The sequence below is a fragment of the Actinophytocola sp. NPDC049390 genome (genome assembly GCF_044466355.1).
In the GTDB taxonomy this organism is placed as follows: Bacteria; Actinomycetota; Actinomycetes; order Mycobacteriales; family Pseudonocardiaceae; genus Actinophytocola.
Genome location: NZ_JBITMQ010000015.1, coordinates 193,866 through 216,322, shown reverse-complemented (window position 1 = coordinate 216,322; position 22,457 = coordinate 193,866). Strand labels below are relative to the sequence as shown.

18 protein-coding genes and 5 tRNA genes are annotated in these 22,457 nt (G+C 71.7%); 14 read left to right on the top strand and 9 right to left on the bottom strand.

What is annotated here, in order from left to right:
* Nucleotides 1–11 precede the first annotated feature (11 nt).
* Both ACIBVP_RS35695 and ACIBVP_RS35690 read left to right on the top strand, forming a co-directional pair.
* Entirely contained in the window at nucleotides 12–2,660 is a 2,649-nt protein-coding gene (locus ACIBVP_RS35695) for a cellulose binding domain-containing protein (protein ID WP_396110872.1), read from the top strand.
* 1 nt (nucleotide 2,661) lies between these two features.
* Nucleotides 2,662–4,314 (top strand): endo-1,4-beta-xylanase, encoded by a 1,653-nt coding sequence (locus ACIBVP_RS35690; RefSeq protein ID WP_396110871.1) that lies wholly within the window; start codon nucleotides 2,662–2,664, stop codon nucleotides 4,312–4,314.
* Nucleotides 4,315–4,792: 478 nt separating this feature from the next.
* On the opposite strand, the gene ACIBVP_RS35685 is transcribed toward ACIBVP_RS35690, so the two are convergent.
* Both ACIBVP_RS35685 and ACIBVP_RS35680 read right to left on the bottom strand, forming a co-directional pair.
* On the bottom strand, nucleotides 4,793–5,371 hold the full coding sequence (locus ACIBVP_RS35685; RefSeq protein WP_396110870.1) for a hypothetical protein: 579 nt from the start codon (nucleotides 5,369–5,371) through the stop codon (nucleotides 4,793–4,795).
* Entirely contained in the window at nucleotides 5,368–6,528 is a 1,161-nt protein-coding gene (locus ACIBVP_RS35680; protein ID WP_396110868.1) for an L-histidine N(alpha)-methyltransferase, read from the bottom strand. The genes ACIBVP_RS35685 and ACIBVP_RS35680 overlap by 4 nt, the downstream gene beginning before the upstream one ends.
* 145 nt (nucleotides 6,529–6,673) lie before the next feature.
* On the opposite strand from ACIBVP_RS35680, the gene ACIBVP_RS35675 reads away from it, so the two are divergent.
* Nucleotides 6,674–7,543: a universal stress protein gene (locus ACIBVP_RS35675; RefSeq protein WP_396110867.1), complete on the top strand. Its 870-nt coding sequence runs from the start codon at nucleotides 6,674–6,676 to the stop codon at nucleotides 7,541–7,543.
* A 1-nt stretch (nucleotide 7,544) separates the two neighbouring features.
* Here the strand turns inward: ACIBVP_RS35675 and ACIBVP_RS35670 are convergent, their stop codons facing one another.
* Nucleotides 7,545–8,624 carry a glutamate--cysteine ligase gene (locus ACIBVP_RS35670; protein WP_396110866.1) on the bottom strand — a complete coding sequence of 360 codons (1,080 nt, stop codon included), beginning with the start codon at nucleotides 8,622–8,624 and terminating at the stop codon, nucleotides 7,545–7,547.
* Nucleotides 8,625–9,013: 389 nt separating this feature from the next.
* Here ACIBVP_RS35670 and ACIBVP_RS35665 point away from each other — a divergent pair.
* The 6 genes from ACIBVP_RS35665 to ACIBVP_RS35640 all read left to right on the top strand — a co-directional run bounded on the left by ACIBVP_RS35665 (nucleotide 9,014) and on the right by ACIBVP_RS35640 (nucleotide 11,752).
* Nucleotides 9,014–9,095, top strand: a tRNA-Tyr gene (locus ACIBVP_RS35665).
* Nucleotide 9,096: 1 nt separating this feature from the next.
* A tRNA-Arg gene (locus tag ACIBVP_RS35660) sits at nucleotides 9,097–9,169 on the top strand.
* A 14-nt stretch (nucleotides 9,170–9,183) separates the two neighbouring features.
* A tRNA-OTHER gene (locus tag ACIBVP_RS35655) sits at nucleotides 9,184–9,313 on the top strand.
* Nucleotides 9,314–9,318: 5 nt separating this feature from the next.
* Nucleotides 9,319–9,408: transfer RNA gene (locus tag ACIBVP_RS35650), tRNA-Ser, on the top strand.
* A 2-nt stretch (nucleotides 9,409–9,410) separates the two neighbouring features.
* Nucleotides 9,411–9,487, top strand: a tRNA-His gene (locus ACIBVP_RS35645).
* A gap of 114 nt (nucleotides 9,488–9,601) precedes the next feature.
* Entirely contained in the window at nucleotides 9,602–11,752 is a 2,151-nt protein-coding gene (locus ACIBVP_RS35640; RefSeq protein ID WP_396110865.1) for a hypothetical protein, read from the top strand.
* A gap of 105 nt (nucleotides 11,753–11,857) precedes the next feature.
* Here the strand turns inward: ACIBVP_RS35640 and ACIBVP_RS35635 are convergent, their stop codons facing one another.
* On the bottom strand, nucleotides 11,858–13,057 hold the full coding sequence (locus ACIBVP_RS35635) for a CynX/NimT family MFS transporter (protein WP_396110863.1): 1,200 nt from the start codon (nucleotides 13,055–13,057) through the stop codon (nucleotides 11,858–11,860).
* Between the two features lie 49 nt (nucleotides 13,058–13,106).
* Here ACIBVP_RS35635 and ACIBVP_RS35630 point away from each other — a divergent pair, with 49 nt between their 5' ends.
* Entirely contained in the window at nucleotides 13,107–13,781 is a 675-nt protein-coding gene (locus ACIBVP_RS35630) for a FadR/GntR family transcriptional regulator (RefSeq protein ID WP_396110862.1), read from the top strand.
* 12 nt (nucleotides 13,782–13,793) lie between these two features.
* On the opposite strand, the gene ACIBVP_RS35625 is transcribed toward ACIBVP_RS35630, so the two are convergent.
* Nucleotides 13,794–14,984, bottom strand: a complete 1,191-nt coding sequence (locus tag ACIBVP_RS35625) for a glycoside hydrolase family 3 N-terminal domain-containing protein (RefSeq protein WP_396110861.1) — start codon at nucleotides 14,982–14,984, stop codon at nucleotides 13,794–13,796.
* 258 nt (nucleotides 14,985–15,242) lie between these two features.
* On the opposite strand from ACIBVP_RS35625, the gene ACIBVP_RS35620 reads away from it, so the two are divergent.
* The 3 genes from ACIBVP_RS35620 to ACIBVP_RS35610 all read left to right on the top strand — a co-directional run bounded on the left by ACIBVP_RS35620 (nucleotide 15,243) and on the right by ACIBVP_RS35610 (nucleotide 18,117).
* Entirely contained in the window at nucleotides 15,243–16,193 is a 951-nt protein-coding gene (locus tag ACIBVP_RS35620) for an anti-sigma factor RsbA family regulatory protein (protein WP_396110860.1), read from the top strand.
* An 86-nt stretch (nucleotides 16,194–16,279) separates the two neighbouring features.
* The gene (locus ACIBVP_RS35615; RefSeq protein ID WP_396110859.1) at nucleotides 16,280–17,209 is read left to right on the top strand and encodes an HflX GTPase family protein; all 930 of its coding nucleotides are present in this window, start codon (nucleotides 16,280–16,282) and stop codon (nucleotides 17,207–17,209) included.
* 176 nt (nucleotides 17,210–17,385) lie between these two features.
* Entirely contained in the window at nucleotides 17,386–18,117 is a 732-nt protein-coding gene (locus tag ACIBVP_RS35610) for an ANTAR domain-containing protein (RefSeq protein ID WP_396110858.1), read from the top strand.
* A gap of 51 nt (nucleotides 18,118–18,168) precedes the next feature.
* Here the strand turns inward: ACIBVP_RS35610 and ACIBVP_RS35605 are convergent, their stop codons facing one another.
* From ACIBVP_RS35605 to ACIBVP_RS35595, 3 genes are all read right to left on the bottom strand, one after another.
* Nucleotides 18,169–19,794, bottom strand: a complete 1,626-nt coding sequence (locus ACIBVP_RS35605) for an alpha/beta hydrolase (protein ID WP_396110857.1) — start codon at nucleotides 19,792–19,794, stop codon at nucleotides 18,169–18,171.
* Between the two features lie 172 nt (nucleotides 19,795–19,966).
* Entirely contained in the window at nucleotides 19,967–20,698 is a 732-nt protein-coding gene (locus tag ACIBVP_RS35600; RefSeq protein ID WP_396110856.1) for an ABC transporter permease, read from the bottom strand.
* Nucleotides 20,695–21,600: an ATP-binding cassette domain-containing protein gene (locus ACIBVP_RS35595; RefSeq protein ID WP_396110855.1), complete on the bottom strand. Its 906-nt coding sequence runs from the start codon at nucleotides 21,598–21,600 to the stop codon at nucleotides 20,695–20,697. The genes ACIBVP_RS35600 and ACIBVP_RS35595 overlap by 4 nt, the downstream gene beginning before the upstream one ends.
* 224 nt (nucleotides 21,601–21,824) lie before the next feature.
* Between ACIBVP_RS35595 and ACIBVP_RS35590 the strand changes: the two genes are divergently transcribed.
* Nucleotides 21,825–22,058, top strand: a complete 234-nt coding sequence (locus ACIBVP_RS35590; RefSeq protein ID WP_396110854.1) for a hypothetical protein — start codon at nucleotides 21,825–21,827, stop codon at nucleotides 22,056–22,058.
* A gap of 36 nt (nucleotides 22,059–22,094) precedes the next feature.
* Here ACIBVP_RS35590 and ACIBVP_RS35585 read toward each other — a convergent pair whose 3' ends face one another.
* Nucleotides 22,095–22,454: a BlaI/MecI/CopY family transcriptional regulator gene (locus ACIBVP_RS35585; protein ID WP_396110853.1), complete on the bottom strand. Its 360-nt coding sequence runs from the start codon at nucleotides 22,452–22,454 to the stop codon at nucleotides 22,095–22,097.
* Nucleotides 22,455–22,457: the final 3 nt, after the last annotated feature.

Here is a 22,457-nt window from a genome sequence, read left to right as displayed (position 1 = left end):
ACTGACGGCACATGCGGGTGAAACTGGCACATCTACTGGCCGGGGCGCTGGTGGCCGCTTCTGTCGCGGTCACCGGCGCGGCCGCCGGGCCGACCGCGGCGGCCGCGCCCGCCGAGCCCTACAACTGGCGCAACGTGGAGATCGCGGGCGGCGGGTTCGTGCCGTCGATCGTCTTCAACCAGACCGAACGCGACCTGATCTACGCGCGCACCGACATCGGCGGCGCGTACCGGTGGCACGAGTCCACCGGCCGCTGGGTCCCGCTGCTGGACTGGGTCGGCTGGGACAGGTGGGGCTGGAACGGCGTGCACAGCCTCGCCACCGATCCCGTCGAGACGAACCGGGTGTACGCGGCGGTCGGCATGTACACCAACAGCTGGGACCCCAACAACGGCGCCATCCTGCGGTCGGCCGACAAGGGCGCGACCTGGCAGGCGACGGCGCTGCCGTTCAAGCTCGGCGGCAACATGCCGGGTCGCGGCATGGGGGAGCGGCTCGCGGTCGACCCGAACCGCAACAGCACCGTCTACTTCGGCGCCCCGGACGGCAACGGGCTGTGGCGCAGCACCGACCACGGCGTCACGTGGGCCAAGGTCGCGAACTTCCCCAACGTCGGCAACTACGCGCAGGACCCCAGTGACCCCAACGGTTACCTGTCGCACCGGCCGGGTGTCGTGTGGGTGACGTTCGACAAGTCGACCGGCACCGCGGGCAACACCACGCAGGGCATCTACGTCGGCGTCGCCGACAAGGAGAACACCGTCTACCGGTCCACCGACGGCGGCACCAGCTGGGAACGGATCGCTGGCCAGCCCACCGGATACCTGGCGCACAAGGGTGTCCTCGACCCGGTGAACCACCAGCTGTACATCGCGACGAGCGACACCGGCGGCCCGTACGACGGCGCGAAGGGCGACGTGTGGAAGTACGGCACGACGAACGGTGCGTGGACGCGGATCAGCCCCATCCCGTCCAGCAGCAGCGACAGCTACTTCGGCTACAGCGGACTGACGATCGACCGGCAGAACCCGGGCACGATCATGGTGGCCACGCAGATCTCGTGGTGGCCGGACGTCATCTTCTTCCGCAGCACGGACGGCGGCGCCACGTGGACCAGGATCTGGGACTGGACGTCGTACCCCAACCGTAGCTTCCGGTACACGATGGACACCTCGTCGGCACCGTGGCTGGACTTCGGCACGAACCCGCAACCACCCGAGGTGACGCCGAAACTGGGCTGGATGACCGAGTCGCTGGAGATCGACCCGTTCAACTCCAACCGCATGATGTACGGCACCGGCGCCACCATCTACGGCACCACCAACCTGACCAACTGGGACAACGGCACCCAGTTCACGATCCGGCCGATGGCGGCGGGACTGGAGGAGACCGCGGTCCTGGACCTGATCAGCCCGCCGACCGGCGCGCCGCTGGTCTCGGGGCTCGGTGACATCGGCGGCTTCCGGCACGACAGTCTCGCCGCCGTGCCGTCGAAGATGTTCACCCAGCCGGTGTTCACGTCGACGACCAGCCTCGACTACGCGGAGAACAACCCGAGCGTGATGGTGCGTGCGGGCAACTTCACCGACGCCGACCGGCCGAACGACAGCCACGTCGCGTTCTCGACCGACGGCGGCGCGAACTGGTTCCAGGGCACCGAACCGGGTGGCGTCAACGAGGGCGGTACGGTCGCGGCGGCCGCCGACGGCAGCCGGTTCGTGTGGGCGCCCAAGGGACAGCCCGTGCACTACTCGGTCGGCTTCGGCAGCTCGTGGACGCAGGCACAGGGCCTGCCGACGGAGGCCGTGGTGGAGTCCGACCGGGTGAACGCGAGCAAGTTCTACGGGTTCTTCGGCGGCCGGTTCTACGTCAGCACCAACGGCGGCGCCACGTTCACGCAGACCGCGGCCAGCGGCCTGCCCAGCACGGCGAAGTTCAAGGCGTTGCCCGGCAGGGAAGGCGACATCTGGCTCGCGGGCGACACCGGCCTGTACCACTCGACCGACTCGGGCGCGAGCTTCACCACGCTGTCCACGGTGTCCAAGGCGGTCGGTGTCGGGTTCGGCAAGGCAGCACCGGGCCGGACGAACCCGGCCCTGTTCGCCATGGCGACGATCGACGGCGTCACTGGCGTGTACCGGTCCGACGACAACGGCGCCGCGTGGGTCCGCATCAACGACGACCAGCACCAGTACGGCAACGCCGGGGACGCGATCACCGGCGACCCCCGTGTGTACGGCCGCGTCTACCTGGGCACCAACGGCCGCGGCATCCTCTACGCCGACCGGACCGGCACGACCGACCCGGACCCGGATCCCGACCCCGATCCGGAGCCCACCGGTACGTGCAAGGTCACCTACGGGGTCAACCAGTGGCCTGGCGGTTTCACCGGATCGGTGACGATCGCCAACACGAGCACGACTCCGCTGAGCAGTTGGCGGCTGGCGTTCTCGTTCGCCGCCGGACAGCGCGTCACCAGTGGGTGGGGCGCGACGTGGGCGCAGACCGGCGCCGACGTCACGGCGGTCAACCTCGGTTACAACGGCGCGATCGCACCGGGCGGGTCGGTGCGGATCGGGTTCAACGGGTCGTGGAGCGGGACCAACCCGTCCCCGGCCGGATTCACCGTGAACAACAACCCCTGCACCACCGGGAGCTGACGTGAGGAAGACACTCGCGGCCGCGACCAGCCTGCTCGCCGCCGTGGCGGGCACGCTGGTCGCGGTCACACCCGCACAGGCGTCCGGCCCGCTGAAGGAACACGCCGCCGCGCACGGCAAGTACTTCGGCGACGCCGTCGACAACAACGAGATCACCGACACCGCCTACCGCCCGCACATCGCCGCCGAGTTCAGCCAGCTGACCCCGGGCAACGCGATGAAGTGGGACACGACCGAACCGCAGCCCGGCCAGTTCAACTACGCCCGCGGCGACGAGATCGTGGCGCTGGCGCAGCAGAACGGCCAGACCGTCCGCGGCCACACCCTGTTGTGGCACAACCAAACCCCGGGCTGGGTGCAGAACCTGGACGCCACGGCCATGCGCACCGCGGTGCGGAACCACATCGAGAACGTGGTCACCCACTACCGCGGCGACCTGTACGCGTGGGACGTGGTGAACGAGCCGCTGAACGAGGACGGCTCGCTGCGCAACTCGTTCTGGCTGCAGAAACTCGGCCCCAGCTACATCGCCGACGCGTTCCGCGCGGCCCGCGCCGCCGACCCGGACGTGAAGCTGTACATCAACGACTACAACACCGACGGCATCGGCGCCAAGAGCGACGGTATGTACCGTCTGGTGCAGTCGCTGCTGGCGGACGGCGTCCCGATCGACGGCGTAGGTTTCCAGGCGCACCTGGCGATCCAGTACGGGTTCCCGAGCCAGATGCAGCAGAACCTGCAACGGTTCGCGGACCTCGGCCTGGACGTCGCGATCACCGAGCTGGACGTCCGCATGCAACTACCCGCGGACGCGACGAAGCTCGCCACACAGGCGACCTACTACCGCAACGTCACGAACGCGTGCCTGGCGGTCGCGAGGTGCGTGGGCATCACGACGTGGGGTTACACGGACAAGTACTCGTGGGTGCCGAGCACGTTCCCCGGCGAGGGCGCGGCGTTGCTGGTGGACGAGAACTTCCAGGTCAAGCCCGCGTACACAGCGGTCCACGACGCGCTCGCAGGCGGTACCACCCCGGACACCACCCCACCGACCACCCCGGGCGCCCCGGCCACGTCGGCGGTGACGGCGACGAGCGCGTCGCTGTCGTGGACAGCGTCGACGGACACGGGCGGCAGCAACCTGGCGGGCTACACCGTGTACCGAGCCGACGGCACGACACTGGCACAGACCACGACGAACGCCGCGACGCTGACGGGCCTCACCCCGAGCACGCGGTACGAGGTGTACGTGCGCGCGCGGGACGGCGCGGGCAACCTGTCGCCCGCGTCGGCGACAACGACGTTCACGACGACGGACGGACAGTCAGGCGGCTGCGTGGTCGGCTACAACGCCTCGAACTGGGGCGGCGGCGGCGGTTTCACGGCGACGGTGACCATCTCGAACACCGGCACGACCGCGATCAACGGGTGGACGCTGACGTTCACGTTCCCGTCCGGCCAGCAGCTCACGCCGCCCGGCTGGAGCGCCAACTGGTCACAGACGGGCCAGCAGATCACCGCGACGAACCTGTCGTGGAACCAGACGATAGCCCCGAACACCTCGATCGGGATCGGCTTCAACGGCACCTACACCGGCGCCAACACCGCCCCCACGGGGTTCACCGTGAACGGCACCACGTGCGCCACCGCGTGACGTGGTGACGCCTGCCCCGGTTCCGCGCCCGGGACAGGAGTTCGGTGCGGCGCCCAGGGCCAGGGCGCCGCACCGAGAACCGCCCGCCCCCACCGCTCATCCACCAGGTGCACTGCACCGCCGCGAAGGAGCCCCAGCTCCGTGCACGAGCGGGGCTCTAGCCCAGAAAGGCGGCCTGCCTGCCCTCCCGTCGACCTGGCGAAGCCCGATCACACCGGGTCAAGGGGCCAGCCGAAAGCACCCCGTGCCCGAAACACCGGCCCCTTGACCCGGTGTGATAGCCCGGAGGGAGGTCGACGGGAGGGCAGGCAGACCCATCCTCGCCAAAGAACCCCGAGACCAACTCGGAAGGCCCCTCCCCGAGATCTGCCAGTCCGGCGAGGACCCCCCCGGAGGGCACCCCATCCTGGCCAAACCACAACAAGCCCGAATCGTGAGGCCGCCTCCGGCGAGCCCTCGGAAGGCACGCCCAAGCAGCTCAGCGAGCCTTCCACGTGGTGTCCAGATAGGACTGCAGTTCCGTGAGCAGGGCCCGCGCCCCGGTCAGATACCCGTCCGACCGCTGCAAAGCCCGGTTGAACGCCTCGACCTCGTCCATCGACGCGGTCGCGAACGTCAGCGACTCGGTGAGGTCGAGCCGCCGGTTGACCGTGTTCACCGTGTCCCGCCAGGCGTGCAGCATCCTGATCAGCTCCCCGTCCCGCCGCCGCGACAACGCACCCGACGCGAACGCGGAGTCCACCGCGGACACCACGAGCCTCGGATACACCCGCCGCCGCCGGTACGCGTCCGGGTCCCGGGTGAACGCGTCGTCGTCGAGCACCTCGACGTCGTGCGCCAGCTCGGCCCGGATCGACTCGACCGCCTGCAGGCGGCGTTCCCGTTCGGCCGCCCACCGCTCGGCGAAGATGCCGGTGATGCCCGCGAGCAGCGCGAGCGTGTTCACCGCGGGCTCCCAGCGCTGGTCGGCCGGCGACACCACGAGCCACGCGATGCCCAGGCCCGCCGCGACGGCCAGCGCCCCGAACGTGAGGGCCGTGATGACGAGCCTGGTCATCGGTTGAAGCTGGACCAGATCTCGTCGGCGCGGCTGGACCGCTGCGCGGGCAGGGCCCGGCCCGCCGACAGCAGCATCAGGTCGATGCCGAACCCGCCGGGGGAGCGGTGCGAGGCGAACCCGGAGTGGGTGCTGAGCACCTTGGTCATCCCGACCGTCTCCAGCATGTCGTCGACGGCGGCGTTCGCGTACTTCCTGGTGAGGTACAGGCGGATGGTGTCGCCGTCGTCGAAGCGGACGATGTTGCGGTCCGGCAGCATGATCCGCTGCACGCCGCCGGTCGCGTTCTGGTAGATCACCTTGACCCGCAGCGCGCGGTCGGCCTCGACGGAGCCGCGGAAGTGCACGTTGTCCATGTCGATGGTGAGGTCGGTGTAGTGCTGCAGCGCGCTGGTCACGAACTCCTTGTACGCGCGGCTGCTGCGGTACTCCTCGGCGGCGTGGTCGGCGAGGTCCTCGTCGAGGGACGCGGTGGTCGCCACCTCGAGCAGGAACCGGTCCTGCGGGCGCAGCAGCCAGGTCAGCTTGCCCAGCAGGTCGATGTCGTCGTCGAAGTTGGCCATCGTGTTGCCGAGCAGCGAGTACAGGATCGGCTCGTCGCCGACCAGCCGGTGCAGCAGCCGCCGGTACTCGGCGAGGTTCGCGTCGACCGCGAAGTCGAGCTGGACGGGCACGACCTGCCGACGGGACAGGTCGACGCCCTTCAGCGACTCACGCATGCCGAACCGCAGCATCTCCGCCGACAGGTCCACCGGCGAGTACAGCAGGCCCGGGTTCGCGCTCAGCAGGTCGTGCAGGATGGAGCGGTCCTTGTGCCCGGTGCCGACGCCGAGGCTGACGTAGTGGAACGGGGTCTCCGCGAGCTGCGCCCGCACCTGCGCCCACCGCAGCGCGAACGACTCGATGCTCTGCTGCATCACCGGGTAGAACGGGTCGGTGCACGCGTGCGCCCACGCGATCGTCGGGGCGATGCCCCAGTACGCGAAACCGGACGTGATCTGCTTGCCCTCGCCGGTGCTCGACTTGCGTCGCCCCAGGTCACCGGCGAGCACCGCCAGCTTGTGTGACTGGTCCTCGCCGATCAGGCACAGCGTCCAGGCGAAGTCCGAGTCCTCGATGGCGTCGTGCAGCCTCCCCAGATGGTCACCTGTCGGCACGGCTCGGCTACCCCCATGTGGTCGGACGGCTTCCCGCCACCCTAACCGGTCGGACCGCACCGGTGGGGCGGGTCCGGCGCGGTGGCGGGACGGCGGGCCCGGTGGCATCGTGGCCGGAGACCACCGACACCCTGGGAGGAAACCAATGGCCGTGCCGCCCGTCGTGGTCGGCGTCGACGGTTCCGAGTCCGCGCTCGATGCGGTGCGCTGGGCGGCGGACGAGGCCCGGCGCCGGGAGACCCTGCTCCGCATCGTGCACGCCTACCAGATCCCGACCGGATACCCGCAGGGCTTCGTCGACGTCAAGATGCTGCACGATGTCCTTCTCGCGCAAGGAAAGGAGTGGCTCGTTCGTGCCCAGGAGGTGGCCGAGGAGGCCGCGCCGGGGCTGACCGTCGAGACCGTCGGCGTGCAGGCGCCCACCGTGCCCGCGCTGGAACGGGAGGCGAGGGACGCGGCCGTTCTCGTGCTCGGCAGCCGTGGGCTCGGCGGTTTCACCGGGCTGCTCATCGGGTCGACCGCCGTCACGCTGGTCACGAGGGCCGCGTGCCCGATCGTGGTGGTCCGCGAACCCGGTCGGGACGGGCCCGTCGTGGTCGGTGTGGACGGGACGCCCGCCAGCGAGGCGGCGATCGCGTTCGCGTTCGCCGAGGCGTCCGCCCGCGACGCCGAACTGGTCGCCGTCCACGTGTGGTCCGACCTGCTGCTGGAGGTCGCGTTCGCCGGGGAGCCCGCGATGCTCGACGTCACCAGGCTGGCCGAGGAGGCGCACGGGGTGCTCGGCGAGCGGTTGGCGGGCTGGCAGGAGCAGTACCCCGACGTCGTGGTCACCCGCGAGGTCGTGCGGGACCGGGCGACTCGTGCGCTGCTGCGGCGCGCGGAAGGCGCGCGGCTGGTCGTGGTCGGCAGCCGGGGCCGCGGCGGGTTCCGCGGGCTGATGCTCGGCTCGACCAGCCAGCACCTGCTCTACCACGCGGCGTGCCCGGTCGCGGTGGTGCCCGCGCGACCGGAGTGACTCACGCTTCGGTGGTCGCGGCGGCGAGCGCTCTGACCACCGCGTGGAGGTCACCGTGCGCGCGCAGTGCCGCGCGCTGCCGGGTGGCGCCGCAGCCGTGCGACCGCACCCACGACAGGGACTGCGTCACCACGTCCAGGTCGCCGAGCGCGTCGAGCGCCGGACGCACGTGGGTGAACAACGCGTCCACCAGCGCCCAGCCGACGACCGCGCGGCCGGTCAGCGGGTCGAGGCAGCGCCCGTCCGGCCCGGCGAGCGCCGCGCGGGCACACGCCGCGCGCAACACCTCGTCCGGCATGCGGGGCACCGGCCGCCGCGCTTCGAGGGCGGTGGTGACGAGCGCGCGGACCAGCGCCGCCTGCAGCACGGTCTCGGCGACCGTCATCGGCACGTCCGAGACCCGGACCTCCACGGTCGGCACGTGCCGGGACGGCCGGACGGACCAGTAGACCATTCCCGCGTCGAGGATCACCCCGGCCGCGACGAGCCGCGTCACCAGCGCCTCGTACTCCTCGGCGGACCGGAAGTGCGGCGGCACGCCGGTGACCGGCCACCGGCCCCAGACGGTGGTGCGCCAGCTGGCGTGGCCGGTGTCGCGGCCGTCGAAGAACGGCGAGTTGGCACCCAGCAGCAGCAGCGCGGGCAGCCACGGCCGCAGGTGGTTGCTCGCCTGCACCGCGTGCTCGACGTCCGGCACGCCGACGTGCACGTGGCAGCCGCACATGCCCTGGTCGTCGGCGACCTCGCCGTACGCCTCGACCATCCGCCGGTACCTCGGTTCGCCCGTGACCGGCGGCGGGCCGGGCCGCCCCAGCGGTGGGCTGCCGGTGGCGACGAGCAACGCCCGGTGCCCGCGTGCGGCCGCGGCCAGCGTGCGCCGACCGCGCAGCAGCTCCCGCCGCACGTCGTCGAGGCCGGCGCAGACCGGGGAGACGAACTCCGCCTGCGCGGGCGAGAACTCCCGCTGGAAGTCCACATCGGACAGCTCTGCGACGGCGGCGCCGCCGTGGGGCACCGGCCGGTGCGTGTCCTCGTCGACGACGATGTACTCCTCCTCCACGCCGACCGTCGGGGAGCCCATACCTGCCATTGTCGCCGAACCGCCGCGCGCGCGGCACCGGCGAACGAGCGAATCCACGCCCGTGTTCTTTTCGCCAAAAATGGTTGACGTTGTCCCGGTGGCAGGTCATGATTGTCGCGCCGGATCGAACAGGAGTGAATGATGAACGACCGAATGCACAAGGAGCCGACGCGGCGCCGCAATGGTGTCGCGTCCGTCGCCGAGTGCCGGTCATATCGGCACTCGCACGAGCCAGGCTCCCCACCGTGACGTGGTGATGTCACGCCAGGGAGCCGTCCGTCGGGAATCCGACCGGGCGGCTTTCTTTATTTCGCCGTGCGCGAAAACAATTGTTCATTGACAACTGCACAGTGGCGCAGACATTACGCCCGCGGAAATCGCGGGCGAATGGTGGAGCTGGGCTGCGGAGCCCGGCCCGGCTGTAAACCGGGTGTCGCACGACAAGAGGTGGTTCGACTCCACCCTCCACCACACCCCTGTAGCTCAGCGGAGAGAGCGGCGGCTTCCGAAGCCGACGGGCGCCGGTTCGAATCCGGCTGGGGGTACGTTTGTCTGACTTGGGGCCGCTAGCTCAACTGGCAGAGCAGTCGACTTGTACAGCACCTCCGCTCTCCGCGCACGCGGGCATGGGGGCGCTTCCTTCTACTCCTTAATCGACAGGTTCGGGGTTCGAGTCCCCGGCGGCCCCACCCCTGGAGGATTGGCCGAGCCCGGTAATGGCACTCGTCTCGAAAACGATGGTCGGCGCGCGAGCGTCGCGCAGGTTCGAATCCTGCATCCTCCGCTGTGGTCGAAGCCGAAGTAGTCGAGGCGCCGGGTTGTGGACCCGGTCGAAGCCGGTGCGAGTCCGGTCGGCCACCCCAACGCGCGTGGCACGGTTGCCACCTGGGATTCATAGCCCCGGGTTCCCTGGATCGACACCAGGACGCGCGACTGTCTGCTCCACTGTGGACACCAACGACACGAAAGGAGGCCCCGTGTTCGAGGAGCTGATCATCCAGAAGACCCTGCGCGTGCCCGCGAGCACGGGAGCGGCGGGCGACGGCACGGCGGTGGCGCGGCAGCTGGACGCCGCGCTGCTCGACGTCGGGTTCGCCGCGTCGCGGGCGCTGCTCGCGCACGTCGGCGGGCTCGCCGCCGGGCCCGCGATGGACCTCGCGTCCACGGTCGTGGGCGCGGTCCGTGAGCTGGTCGGCGACCACGTGCGCCACAACGCCTACTTCGTCGGGTTCCCGCACGACGTGCCCGACACCGTCGAGTTCTGGGCCGAGCGGCTGCGGGCCGCCGTCCTCGCGGACGGCGCCGTGGCCTCCGACGCACAGCTGCGTGCCCTGGTGCCCGGCGCCGACCTGCTGAGCCTGCCCGGCTACGGCACCTACCGGCACACCTACGCCGACCTGCTCGCCGCGCACGACGAGTTCGTCGCGGCCGCGGGGGACCGGCTGACCGTGCTGCACCTCGGGGACACCGTGGGGGTGGAGGCGACGCGGCTGTACCTGTCGCTGGCCGGCCGGTCGACGCCGCTCGGTGCGGCCGACCTCGCGGTGCTGGCCGACCTGGCGCTCGGGTGCGCCGAGGGCGAGCAGCCCACCGCGATCCCGGTGCGGGAGAACCGTGCCGTGGTCAACGAGGTCCGGCTCGTCCTCGGCATGCCGCTGGTCGCGATGGACACCACGACCGACGTGCTGCGCCTGGCGTGCCAGGCCTCCGGCGGGGACGTCTCGCTCGCGACGCCGACGCGGTTCCGCGCGTTCGCCCGCAAGGAGCGGCGCCTCATGCTGGCCGCGCTGAACGACGTGGTGGCGGCGAACCCGGGCAGGCTCGGTGACGTCGCCCGGCACGCCGAGCGGTGGAAGCGGCTCGGTGAGCGGCTGCACCCGCACGAGTACGGCCGGTGGCCGCACGCGCAGGACGTGTTCGCGGTGGCACGCGGGGAGCGCACGGTGCGCAACCTCGCCGGCCGGGCCGAGGCGGCGATCCGGGCCGGGGCGATCGAGGTCGCCGCGACCACGCTGTCGGCGTCGCCCGGTCTGCTGCTGCGGTCCGCGGACCGGCTGCTGCGGCTCGCGTCGGCGGCGGAGCGGGACACCGTGGTCGACGCGGTCACCGGTGCGCTCGGTTCGGCGTCGGGGCGGGTGCTGTGCTCCCTGCGTGAGCACGTCGCCAACCGGACCGCGCCCGCGCCGTGCCGGATGTACGTGGGCCGTTCGCGGCGTGCGCACGTCGGGCCGGACACGCGGCCGCCGCTGCCGGCCGGGCTGGTGGCCGAGCTGTCGGCACGTCTCGACGCGGCGATCGCGGACCGGCTGCCGGTGTTCGAGCGGCCGCTGCTGGTGGACCCGGACGTGCTCGACGTCGCCCTGCCCCTGTCGGGCAAGGCGGCCGAGGGCGGGTTCGCGGTGCTGCCGAGGGGTTCGCGGGCACGGGTGTCCGGTGAGCTGCTGCGGTTCTTCACCTACTGGCGGCAGACCGCGCGGAGCACCGACTACGACCTGTCCGTGCTGCTGCTCGACGAGCGGTTCCGCACGGCCGGTCAGGTGTCGTGGACGAACTACCACCACGACGGGGCGGTGCACTCCGGTGACGTCACCGACGCGCGCGACGGTGCGACCGAGTTCATCGACGTGCCCCTGTCGGTCGGCGGGTACGTGGTGCCGCAGGTCAACATCTACTCCGGCGAGTCGTTCGACGAGGTCGCCGAGTCGATGTTCGGGTTCCAGTCCCGCGAGCGCGACCAGCGGGGCGCGCCGTTCGACCCGAGGACCGTGCGGTCGCGTTCGCAGATGCGCGGACGGGGCCGGGTGGCGCTGCCGGTGGTGTTCGCCACGAGGGCGGACGGGTGGGAGGCCGTGTGGCTGCACCTGTACCTGTCGGGGCGGCCCGCGTTCAACCGGGTGGAGGAGAACTCCTTCAGCACGGCGGACCGGGTGCGGGCACTGGTCGAGCGGCGGTACCTGACCATGTCCTACCTCGTCGACCGCATGCGCACGCGGTACGACGTGGCGGTGTGGGACGGGCGGGTGCCTGCCGAGCCGGTGACGTTCGTCGGCGTCGAGGCACCCGACGGCCTGCCCGACGGGTCGCGGGTGTACACGCTGGACCGGCTCGGCGAACTGCTGCCCGTGTGACGACAACCGAGGCCATGCGGGCGCTTCCTTCTACCCCTGTCACGGAACAGCGTCCGCGCTCTCCTCGGGCCGTGGCCGGCGGGACACTCCCGTCGGCCACGGTCGTCACACGAACCGGTTCCGGCCGGCGAGACCGCCCGCGACCGCCTGCCCGATCAGGACCACGGTCACCACGAGCAGCGGCACCGTCCAGCCCGCGGTCACGTCGTGCAGCAGGCCGAACACCAGCGGGCCCGGCGCGGCGATCAGGTAGCCGTAGCCCTGGGCCATGGCCGACAGCGAGGCGGTGTCCTGGCCGCTGCGGGCACGCAGCGCGATGGTGGTCAGCGCCAGCGAGAACACGGCCATCCCGATGCCCACGAACACCGACCACAGCACCGGCGCGGCCGACGGCGCGACGATCATGCCGACGAAGCCCGCCACGCCGACCACGCTGTGCCCGACGATCCACCACGTCTGGCTGCCCTGCCGCGCGGCGATCGCCGGGACGACCAGGCTGATCGGCACGGCCAGCAGCGAGATCATGCCCTGCAGCAGACCGGCGGTGCCCCTGCTGACCCCGGCGTCCATCAGCACCAGCGGGAACCAGCCCATGACGATGTAGGCGATGAACGCCTGCAGCCCGAAGAAGATCGTCACCGTCCACGCGAGCCGGTTGCGCAGGAGCGAGCGGCCGCGTTCCCGGTGCGGGGCGCCGCCGTCGCGGGCCACCCGCCCGCGGACGGCGAGCACCCAGACCACCAGCGCGACGGCCGCGAGCACCGCCCAGCCCGCCCACGCGGCGCGCCATCCGCCGAGCAGGTCGTCCATCGGCGGCACGGCGGCCGAGCCGAGTGCGCCGCCCGCCTGCAGCGCCGCGGTGTAGACGCCGGTCATCATGCCGACCCTGGCGGGGAAGGAGTCCTTGACCACCACGGGGATCAGCACGTTGGCGAGCGCGATGCCCGCGCTCGCGACGAGCGTGCCGCCGAGCACGACTAGCGGCCCGTCGAGCACCCGGACCACGAGCCCGACCCCGAGGACGCCCAGCGCGTACGCGACCGCCGGGCCGATGCCGACCCGGCGGGCCAGGGCGGGTGCGGCCAGCCCGGCGACGGCGAAGCACACCCCGGGCAGCGTGGTCAGCAGCCCCGCCCAGGTGGCCGACGCGCCCAGGTCGGCCTGCGCCCGGTCGAGCAGCGGGCCGACGCTGGTCACGGCGGGCCGCAGGTTCAACGCGGCGAGGACGACGGCGACCCCGAGCAGCACACCACCGCCGACTCGGGTCGCGACTCGCCGCTGGGCGGGCTCTGTTCTCACGGACACATCGAGTATTGTAGGCAAACATAGGATGATTGGGTGAAAGGATGTAACCGTGCCGTTGGCCACAACGCGCCGCGCCGGTCTGGTCGACCAGGTGATCGACCAGCTGCGGGAGGCCGTCCGGCAGGGCGAGTGGCCCGTCGGCAGCCGCATCCCGACGGAGCCGAAGCTGGCGTCGACACTCGGCGTCGGGCGCAACACGGTCCGTGAGGCGGTGCGGGCGCTGTCGCACAGCGGCCTGCTGGAGGTGCGCCAGGGCGACGGCACCTACGTGCGCGCGACCAGCGAGGTGTCCGGCGCCATCCGCAGGCTGTGCGGTGCGGAGCTGCGGGAGGTGCTGCAGGTCCGGCGGATGCTGGAGGTGGAGGCCGCCCGGATCGCGGCGACCGGCCGCACCGACGAGGAGCTGGCCCGGCTGCGTGACCTGCACGACCAGCGCGACGCGGCACAGCGCGACGCCCGCTTCGCCGACTTCGTCCGCGCCGACGCGGAGTTCCACCTGGCCGTCGTCGCGTGCGCGCACAACGGCCTGCTGACGGAGCTGTACCGCGGCCTGACCGAGACCATCACCGCGTCGGTCGCCGCCACCACGCACCAGGAGCTGGGCCCGGCCGAGCACATCCAGCACCGCGGCATCATCGACGCCATCGCCGACCGCGACGCGGCCCGTGCCGCCGAGGAAGCGGCCGAGTTCCTCGACGAGCTGCTGGCCGACCTCGACCGCTGACGCGGCTCCGCGCTAGACGCACCCCGTCTTCAGCCGGAGCACGTGCGTGACCGCGTCCCGCACCCGGCTCTGCGGCAGCTCACCGGTGCGGACGGCGCGTTCGAGCCGGTCCAGCACCGGCCCGGTGGGCGCGGGCGCCGACCACAACGCGATGTCGGCGCCGGCCGTGATCGCCGTGGTCACGGCGTCGGGCAGCGAGTAGGAGTCGGTGACGGCCCGCATGGCGCCGAGGTCGTCGGTCATGGCCACGCCCGCGAACCGGTAGTTCTCCCGCAGCAGCCGGTACGCGGCGGGGCTCAGCGACGCGGGCACGCCGCCGGTGAGCCCCGGCACGTCGAGGTGCCCGAGCATGACCACCGGCTCGCCGCGCGGGATGAGCGTGGCGTAGGGCCGCAGGTCGTCCGCACGGAGCGCGGCGAGCGGCGGGGTGCGCACCAGCCCGAGGTGCGAGTCGCCGCTGCCCCTGCCGTGCCCGGGGAAGTGCTTGAGCACCGGGATGACACCCGCACGGCGCAGCCCGTCGGAGTAAGCGCCCGCGTACGTGCCGACCGTCGCCGGGTCCGCGCTGAACGACCGGTCGCCGATGACCGTGTTCGCCGCCGCGTCGCTGACGTCGACCACCGGCGCGAGGTCCATCACCACGCCGCGCGAGCGCAGCTGTTCGCCCCGGCGGTGCGCGACCGCGGTGACCTGCTCCGGGCTCATGGTGGCGGCGAGCTGCCGGGCGCTGGGCGTGGGCCCGTCGAGCGCGTCGATGCGCTGGACCCGGCCGCCCTCCTCGTCCACGGCGGTCAGCAGCGGAACGGTGGCCTTGGCGCGCAGTGCCGCGAGCCGTCCGCCCGTGAGCAGGTGGGTCGCGGTGCCGCCGACGAAGACCGCACCGACCTTGTCGACCGTCACGACGCGGGTGGCGGCCGCCTCGTCGGCGGGGTCGAGGCCCGCCATCACCAGCTGGCCGAGCCGGTCACGCAGGGGCAGCTTCGCGGCCAGGGTGCCGCACGCGTTCGCGGGCGGGGGCTTCCGTGTCGTGGTGGTCGGCTCCGGCGACGCGGTCGACGACGGTGCTGACGGCGCCGGGTCCACGGCGAACAGCGGCGCGGACGGGGGAGCGGGCTCCGCGGGCCGCACCCCGAGCCAGCCGGCGGCGGCGCCGATCGCGCAGGCCAGGAGCAGTGCGCGTGTCCGTCCCTGTGGTCGTCGCAATCCTCGTCACTTCCGGAACAGAGTGTTGCCCGTGCCGCCGCGACGCTACCCAACGGCGGCGACGAACGAAAATCGAGAAGCGCGACAGGTCGCCGGGCAAGATCGTCCACTCGGACCGTCCGCCGGATGCTGGTGGGCGGCGGTGTCGTGATCCCGTGCGCGCTCGGGTGACGCCATGTTTGGGCGGTTCGGCCCCTGGGCATGTCACCGGCCATGGATCGCGAGGTGGAGCCCCCCGGGCAGGTACGACACACCGGGGTGGCATGGCACGGTCCCGCGGACGGCGAGTCGTTCACGCATCCCGCGGTCTTCTACCGGTCGACGGAGGAGTACCTGGCCACCATGGTGCCGTTCGTTCTGGCGGGCCAGGCGGTGGGGGAGCCGGTCGCCGTGGCCGTTCCCGGGGCGAACCTCGTCGCCGTACGGGAAGAGGTGGCCGGTCGTGGTGGTCGGGTCGAGGACGTGCGGTGGCTGGACATGACCGAGGCCGGGCGCAACCCCGGCCGGATCATCCCCGCGGTGTTGCGCGCGTTCGCCGACGAGCACGCCGACCGGCGCGTGCGGGTCATCGGTGAGCCGGTCTGGGCGGGGCGGACCGACGCCGAGTACCCCGCCTGTGTCCAGCACGAGGCGTTGATCAACGCGGCGTTCGAGGGCAGGCGGGCCACGATCGTGTGCCCGTACGACGCCCGGCGGCTCGGCGCCGTCGCGTTGGCCGACGCCGCTGCCACGCATCCGATCCTGGTCGACGACGGTCGGTCGCGGACCAGCCAGGACTACGACCCCGACCGGATCGTCAGCGCCTACAACCAGCCGCTGGCCGCACCCGACGACGCGGCGGAGTTCCTGATCACCGCGTCCGGGCTGGGCGAGATCCGCCGGTGGGCGACCAGCGCGGCCGCCACGCACGGGGTGGACGACGACCGGTGGGCCGACGTCGCGCTGGTGGTCACCGAGCTGGCCACGAACAGCCTCGAGCACGGCACCGGTGACGCGCGGTTGCGCGTGTGGCACACCGGCACCGACCTGGTGTTCCAGACCGCCAACATGGGGCGGATGTCCGATCCGCTGGTGGGGCGGCGGCCCGTGCCCGCGAACGCGTTGCGCGGGCGTGGGTTGTTGACTGTCAACCTGATGTCCGACCTCGTCCGCGTGCACACCGCCCGCGACCGGACCACCGTGCGTGCCTGTTTCCGCCTGGCCGCCTGAGCCGGCACCGAGGTCCCGGAGTCGGTGGCGGGGCATGGGGAGTGATCGCGCGGGTAGCCGGTGTCCGGACGGGAGAGGAGCGGGCCATGGCAGTCGCGCGGCGATCTGGCATCGGTGTGGTGGAGCAGCGCCCTGCCCGGCGGGCGGTGCTGGTCGCCGTCCAGGACAGGGACGGTGCGGCCACCTCGCCGTCGCTCGCCGAGCTGCGCCGCCTCGCCGACGCCTGCGCGCTCGCCGTCGCCGGTGTCGTCGTCCAGACGAGGGCGCGCCCGGACCCCGACACCTACCTCAGCGCCGGGAAGGTCGCCGAACTGGCGGTGACCGCCGCGGTCGTGCGGGCCGACGTGGTGATCGCCGAGGACGGCCTGAGCGCGCGGCAGACACGTGCGCTGGAGGAGCGGACCGGCGTGCCGGTAGTGGACCGCGCCACGCTCATCCTGGACATCTTCGACCGGCACGGCCACGGCAGCGGTGTCGCCCCGCTGTGCGGCGTGGACCGGATGCCCGCGGTAGTGCTCGCCGGCTACACCAACGCCGGGAAGTCGGCGCTGCTCAACCGTCTGTCCGGCGCCGCGGTGCCGAGCACGGACGTCCTGTTCGCCACCCTCGACCCGGTCGTCCGGCCGGTCCGCGCGAACGGGCACGCGTTCGCCCTGGCCGACACCGTCGGCATCGTCCGCCACCTCCCGTACCGGCGCGTCCCGGCGTTCCGGTCCACCCTCGACGCCCTCCGGCACGCCGACCTGACGCTGCACGTGGTCGACGCCGCGGCACCCGACGCGCTCGACCAGATCAGCGCCGTGCACGACGTCCGGCGAGAGATCGGTGCCGGTCACCTGCCCGAGCTGCTGGTGCTCAACAAGGTCGACATCGCGCGGCCCGCCGGGCTGACCGCACTGCGACGCACCTTCCCGGACCCGGTCGCCGTGTCGGCCCGCACCGGTGCCGGGGTGCCCGCGCTGCTCCGGGCGGTGGTGACGCGCCTGCGCCAGGTCGAGCTGGGCGCGGTGCCCTGAACACGTACCTCGTTCCCGCACACGTTCCGTGATCACCCTGTTGGGTGGGCGTTTCCTCGTCGCGGACACGTGCACGTTTCTTTCACCCGATCGGGTCCGGTCCGGTGGCGTAACGTCAATTGGCGGCGCTCGTGCGGGTCGTTCACCGCGTGGGTCGGCCAGACGAAAGGGAGGTCATGGCGGAGCTGGTCGGTGACGATCTCGTCCGGAAGGTGGACGAGGTCACCAAGGCCCTGGAGGAGCTCGCCCGGGTCCTGGCCGAGGACGACCTGCCCACGGTGTTGCGGCGGATCTGCCGCCAGGCCGTCGACGCCGTCCCGGAGGCCGACGTCGCCAGTGTCTCGATCCTGCGGAACGGTGTCGCGGAGACCGTGGCGACGACCGACGAGGTCGCCGCCGAGATGGACCGGGTCCAGTACGCCGCGGGCGAGGGGCCGTGCCTGGAGGCCGCCGCCACCGGCCACGTCGTCCACGTGCGGGTGGCGGACGTGGGTGCCCGCTGGCCCGACTTCGCGGACGCGGCGGCCGAGGCGGCGGTGGCGAGCTACCTGTCGGCGCCGTTGATCGCCGAGCGGGAGTACCGGGGATCGCTCAACCTCTACGGGTTCGCCGCGCACGGGTTCGGCAGGCTCGACGCGGCACTCCTCGAGCTGTACACCACGGCCGCCGGGGCCGCGCTGCGTTCCGCCGAACGGTATCTGCGCGCTCGTGACCACGTCGAGCAGCTGCGCCATGCCCTGGTGTCGCGGGCGGTCATCGACCAGGCGAAGGGCGTCATCATGGCCGTGCGCGGCATCTCGGCGGACGAGGCGTTCGCGGTGCTCGTCGACCAGTCCCAGCGGGAGAACGTCAAGGTGCGCGAACTCGCCCGCCGCTTCATCACCGACCTCGCGGGCGTTGGCGGCTGACACGAGAACGGCCGGCGGGAGTCGCTTCCCGCCGGCCGGTTCCGGTGGAGATCAGCTGCCGAGCGCGGTCTTCGCCTCGGCGGCCGGGTCGAACGGGCGCACGTCCGGGTAACAGACCGAGCCGGGGCCGGGGACCTCCAGGTCGACCATGTAGTCGGCCGCGATCTTGTCGACGCAGGCGCTGTCACCCAGGATGCAGTGGCCGAACGAGTCGACGCTCACCAGCCGGGCGTTGCCCAGCTGCTTGGACATCCGCTTGGCGAACTCGTACTGCGTGGCCGGGTCGTAGTAGTTGCCGACCACCAGCACCGGGTTCGGGGTGCGGGTGTGCCACGGGCCGCGGAACGCGTCCGGGTTCGGCACCGGCCAGGTCGGGCACAGCGCCGGGTCGCCCCAGGCGAGGTAGCGCCCGAAGGAGCGCATCTGCCGCTCCCACCTGTCGGCGATCCGGGGCATGTCGGCCTGGGTGTTGTCGAACGGCTTGTCCGAGCAGTTCACCGCGGCGTAGGAGTCGTCGGACGTGTACGGCGCGTCCGGCGGCGCGTCCCGCGTGGCCTTGCCCGCGTTCGCGATGAGCTGCTTCGCCGCCGCGAGGTCGGCGGGCGCCGACCCGCGCTGTGCGGACGGGAAGCTCGCGTCCCACGTCGCCTGGATCAGCTCGGCCAGGTCCCTGAACGAGGCCGGGTCGTAGAGCGCGCCGCCGGTGGTGCCGACGAGCGTCGCCTCGGCCACCTCCGTGCCGTCGGGCAGCGTGACCGGGCCGTGCGCCCGCAGGTGGTTCACCAGGCGGTCCCAGCGATCGCGCGCGTCACCGGAGAACGCGCACGCGTCACCGACGTTGTCGCACTCGGTGAGGAACGCGTCCAGCGCGATCTCGAACCCCCTGGTGCGCTGGCGGTCGTACTCGACGCCGTCGAGCAGCCGCAGCGTCGGGTCGACGTTGCCGTCCAGGATGATCGCCCGCGACTTCTTCGGGAACATGTTGACGTAGGTCGCGCCGAGCAGGGTGCCGTAGGAGAAGCCGATGTAGTTCAGCTCGTCCTCGCCCGCCGCCGCACGCAGCAGGTCGAGGTCCTGCGCGACGTCCTCGGTCGACATGTGGTCGATCAGCGGGCCCGCGAACCGCTTGCAGAACCTGCCGTAGTCCTTGTTCGCCCGGAGTGTCGTGGTCTCCTGCGCCGAGGTGACCGGGAGCGGGTGCATCCGGCCGAACACCGCGTCCGCGTCCTCGGTGGTCGCGAAGCAGCGCAGTGGCGTGCTCCGCCCGACCCCGCGCGGGTCGAACCCGATCAGGTCGAAGCGGTCCTGGATCGGACCGTCGAGCCGGCTCGTGGTCGGCCACCGGTAGCCGCTGCCACCCGGGCCGCCCGGGTTGAGGAACACCGCCCCCACCCGGTTCGCCGTGTCGTTCGCCGCGCGCTTCATCAGCGCGATGTTGATCGTGCCCTGCCTGGGCCGCTCGTGGTTCAACGGCACCGCGTAGTTGCCGCAGCTGAACTTGTCGCGCTCGTCCACAGGGACGTTGGCCAGGTCCGCCGGCGCGCACTCGCCCCACGTGATGGGCGCGACCCCGGCCCGCGCCACGGGAGCCGCCGCCGCCCTCGTCGCGGGCACGAAGCCCAGCACACCTGTCAGCAGTGCGATGCCCAGCACCGCACCGCGTTTCGTCGATCGCATGGATCTCACGTCGAGACCGCTCCTGTTCTCCCAGAAGGAAATGGCGAAGAGCCACCCCACCGGGCGAACACTCACACAGCGGAACGTCAAGCGATAGAGACGAATCAGGCGCATTCACTGCGACGTTCGGCTGCCGACTTTCGTCGCACGAGCACCGCTCGCGGGAGTTCGGTCAGCTGCGGGCGAGTTTCCTTGTCGCCAGTACGAATCCGGCGGCGGCGATGGCGGCGAGGGTGACCACGGCGGGGACGTCGACGCCGGTGCCCGCCCAGGGGGAGCGGATCGCTTCGAGCAGCAACCCGGTCGGCGTCCACGCGGTGATGGCGTTCATGGCCTCGGGGAACACGCCGGGCGGCGGGCCGCCGCCGACGAGCAGGAACGTGCCGAAGAACAGCAGCAGCCCGAGCCCCTGGGCGGAGCGCGTGCCGGGCATGATCGCGCCGAGCAGCGTGCCGATGCCCGCGAAGGCCAGGATGCCGACCACGAACCCGGCTGCCACCCCGAGCGGCGACGCCGGGCCGGGGAGGTCGAAGAGCAGGACGGCCAGGGCGAGCATCACCACGGCGCCGACCACGGCGAGGAGCGCGAGGACGGCTGCCTGCGAAAGCACCACCGCGCGGGACGGGATCGCGGCCGCGCGGAACCGGCGGAGCACGCCGCCCTCGCGGTACCCGGCGATGTGGGTCGGCGTGCCCATGAACCCCATCATCGCGATCCCGGCGCCCAGGTAGGCGGTGACGTAGAACTGGGTGCCGTCGAGGTTCGCGAACACGGGGCCGCCGTGGTCGGCGAACGCGGCGGCCAGCAGGACCATCAGCAGCACCGGGAACATCAGCGTCAGCACCAGCACGAGTGGCTCGCGGGTGAGCAGCTTGACCTCGGTCCAGGTCAGGTAGCGGGTCATGAGGGGACCTTCTCGCTCAGCCGGTGGCCGGTCATGGACAGGAAGACGTCCTCGAGCGACGGGTAGTGGGTGCGGTAGTCGTCGGGGGTGAGGCCGTGCTCGGACAGCGCGGCGGCGACGCGGACGGCCGCCTGGCTGTCCCCGGTGACGGTGACCTTCCCGTTGGTGTGGTCGGCGGAGGTCACGCCGGGGACCGTGAGCAGGTGGTCCGGCCGGTAGTCGTTCGGGGTGCTGAAGGTGATCGTGACCGGTCCGCCGTGGTGGGCGGTCAGGGCGGACGGCGTGTCGCAGGCGACCACCTCGCCTCGGTCCATGATCGCCACGCGGTCGCAGAGTGTTTCGGCTTCGTCCATGAAGTGGGTGACGAGCACGACGGTGGTGCCGCGGTCGCGGACCTGGCGGATGAGGTCCCAGGTGGCGTGGCGGGCGGTGGGGTCGAGCCCGGTGGTCAACTCGTCGAGCAACACGAGTTCGGGGTCGCCGAGCAGCGCCAGCGCCACGAACAGCCGCTGCTGCTCGCCGCCGGACAGGGACCCGAACGCGCGGTTGCGCAGCGGCTCGAGGTGCCAGGCGGCGATGGTGGCCTCGACGTCCACGGGCACGTTGCGGGCGTGGGCGAACAGTGTGATGGCCTCCGCGATCCGCAGCCGCTCCGGCAGCGCCGAGGACTGCAGCTGGGAGCCGATCTTGCGGCGCAGCTGGTTCTTCTCCCGGCCGGGATCGAGCCCCAGCACGGCGACCCGGCCGGCGGTGCGGTCACGAAGCCCCTGGAGGATCTCCACCACGGTGGTCTTACCGGCTCCGTTGGAGCCCAGAACACCGAAGATCTCCCGCCGGCGAACCTCGAACGAGACACCACGCACAGCGTCGGTCTGTCCGTAGGACTTACGGAGATCCGACACGCTCACCACAGTGTCCACACTGGACTCTTTCTCGTGTCCCAGGGCAACTTCCTCAACAAGCACACCTCACCATGGCGTGGTGGGCACGAGTTTCACTTGCACCCGACTTGTGTCATGCCTTGCGGTGGCCGGCTTACCGGACGATTACCGGGGAGCGTGGACGGTCGACTAACCAACTACGTACTATCCGACCTAGTGGATGGCCGTCGTCACAGGAGTCCGCCATGGTCGATCAGCACGATCCGTGTGGTGTCGCGGCCGCCTGGCAACAGGCCGCCGACAAGGTTCGGGAACTTCGGTGCGATGACGGTGACGCGGACGCGGCGGGCTGGAACGGTGTGATCGACCGGGCTGTCGGGTTGCTCGAACAGGAGGCGTCCGACGCGCGGGCGATGGGCAGGATGGCCTACCTGCTGATCGTCGGCAACGTGACGCCTTCTGCGGACTCCCCGCGGTAGCCGGCCCTTCGCGGCTCGGAGTACCGGGGCATCGGCTCAGCGACGCCGCTTCTTGCGCAGCGCGCCGCGCAGGATGTCGGTCTCCTCGTCGGACACCGAGGCCACGAAGTGCATCAGGACGCCGTGCGGATCCCCGGACGTGTCGAGGATGTCGCGCAGTGCGCGGGCCGAGGCCTCCTCGCGGGTCATCACCGCGTCGTACACGTAGGCCTTGCCGTCCCGTTCGCGGTCGACCCACTGCTTGCGGTGCAGGTTGTCGAGCACGGTCATCACCGTGGTGTAGGCGAGCCGGCGCCCGGTGTCGAGCCGTTCGAGGACGTCCCGCACCTTCAGCGGTGTGCCTTCGCGCCACAGCACGTCCATCACCGCGGCTTCGAGGTCACCGAGACCGTGCATGCC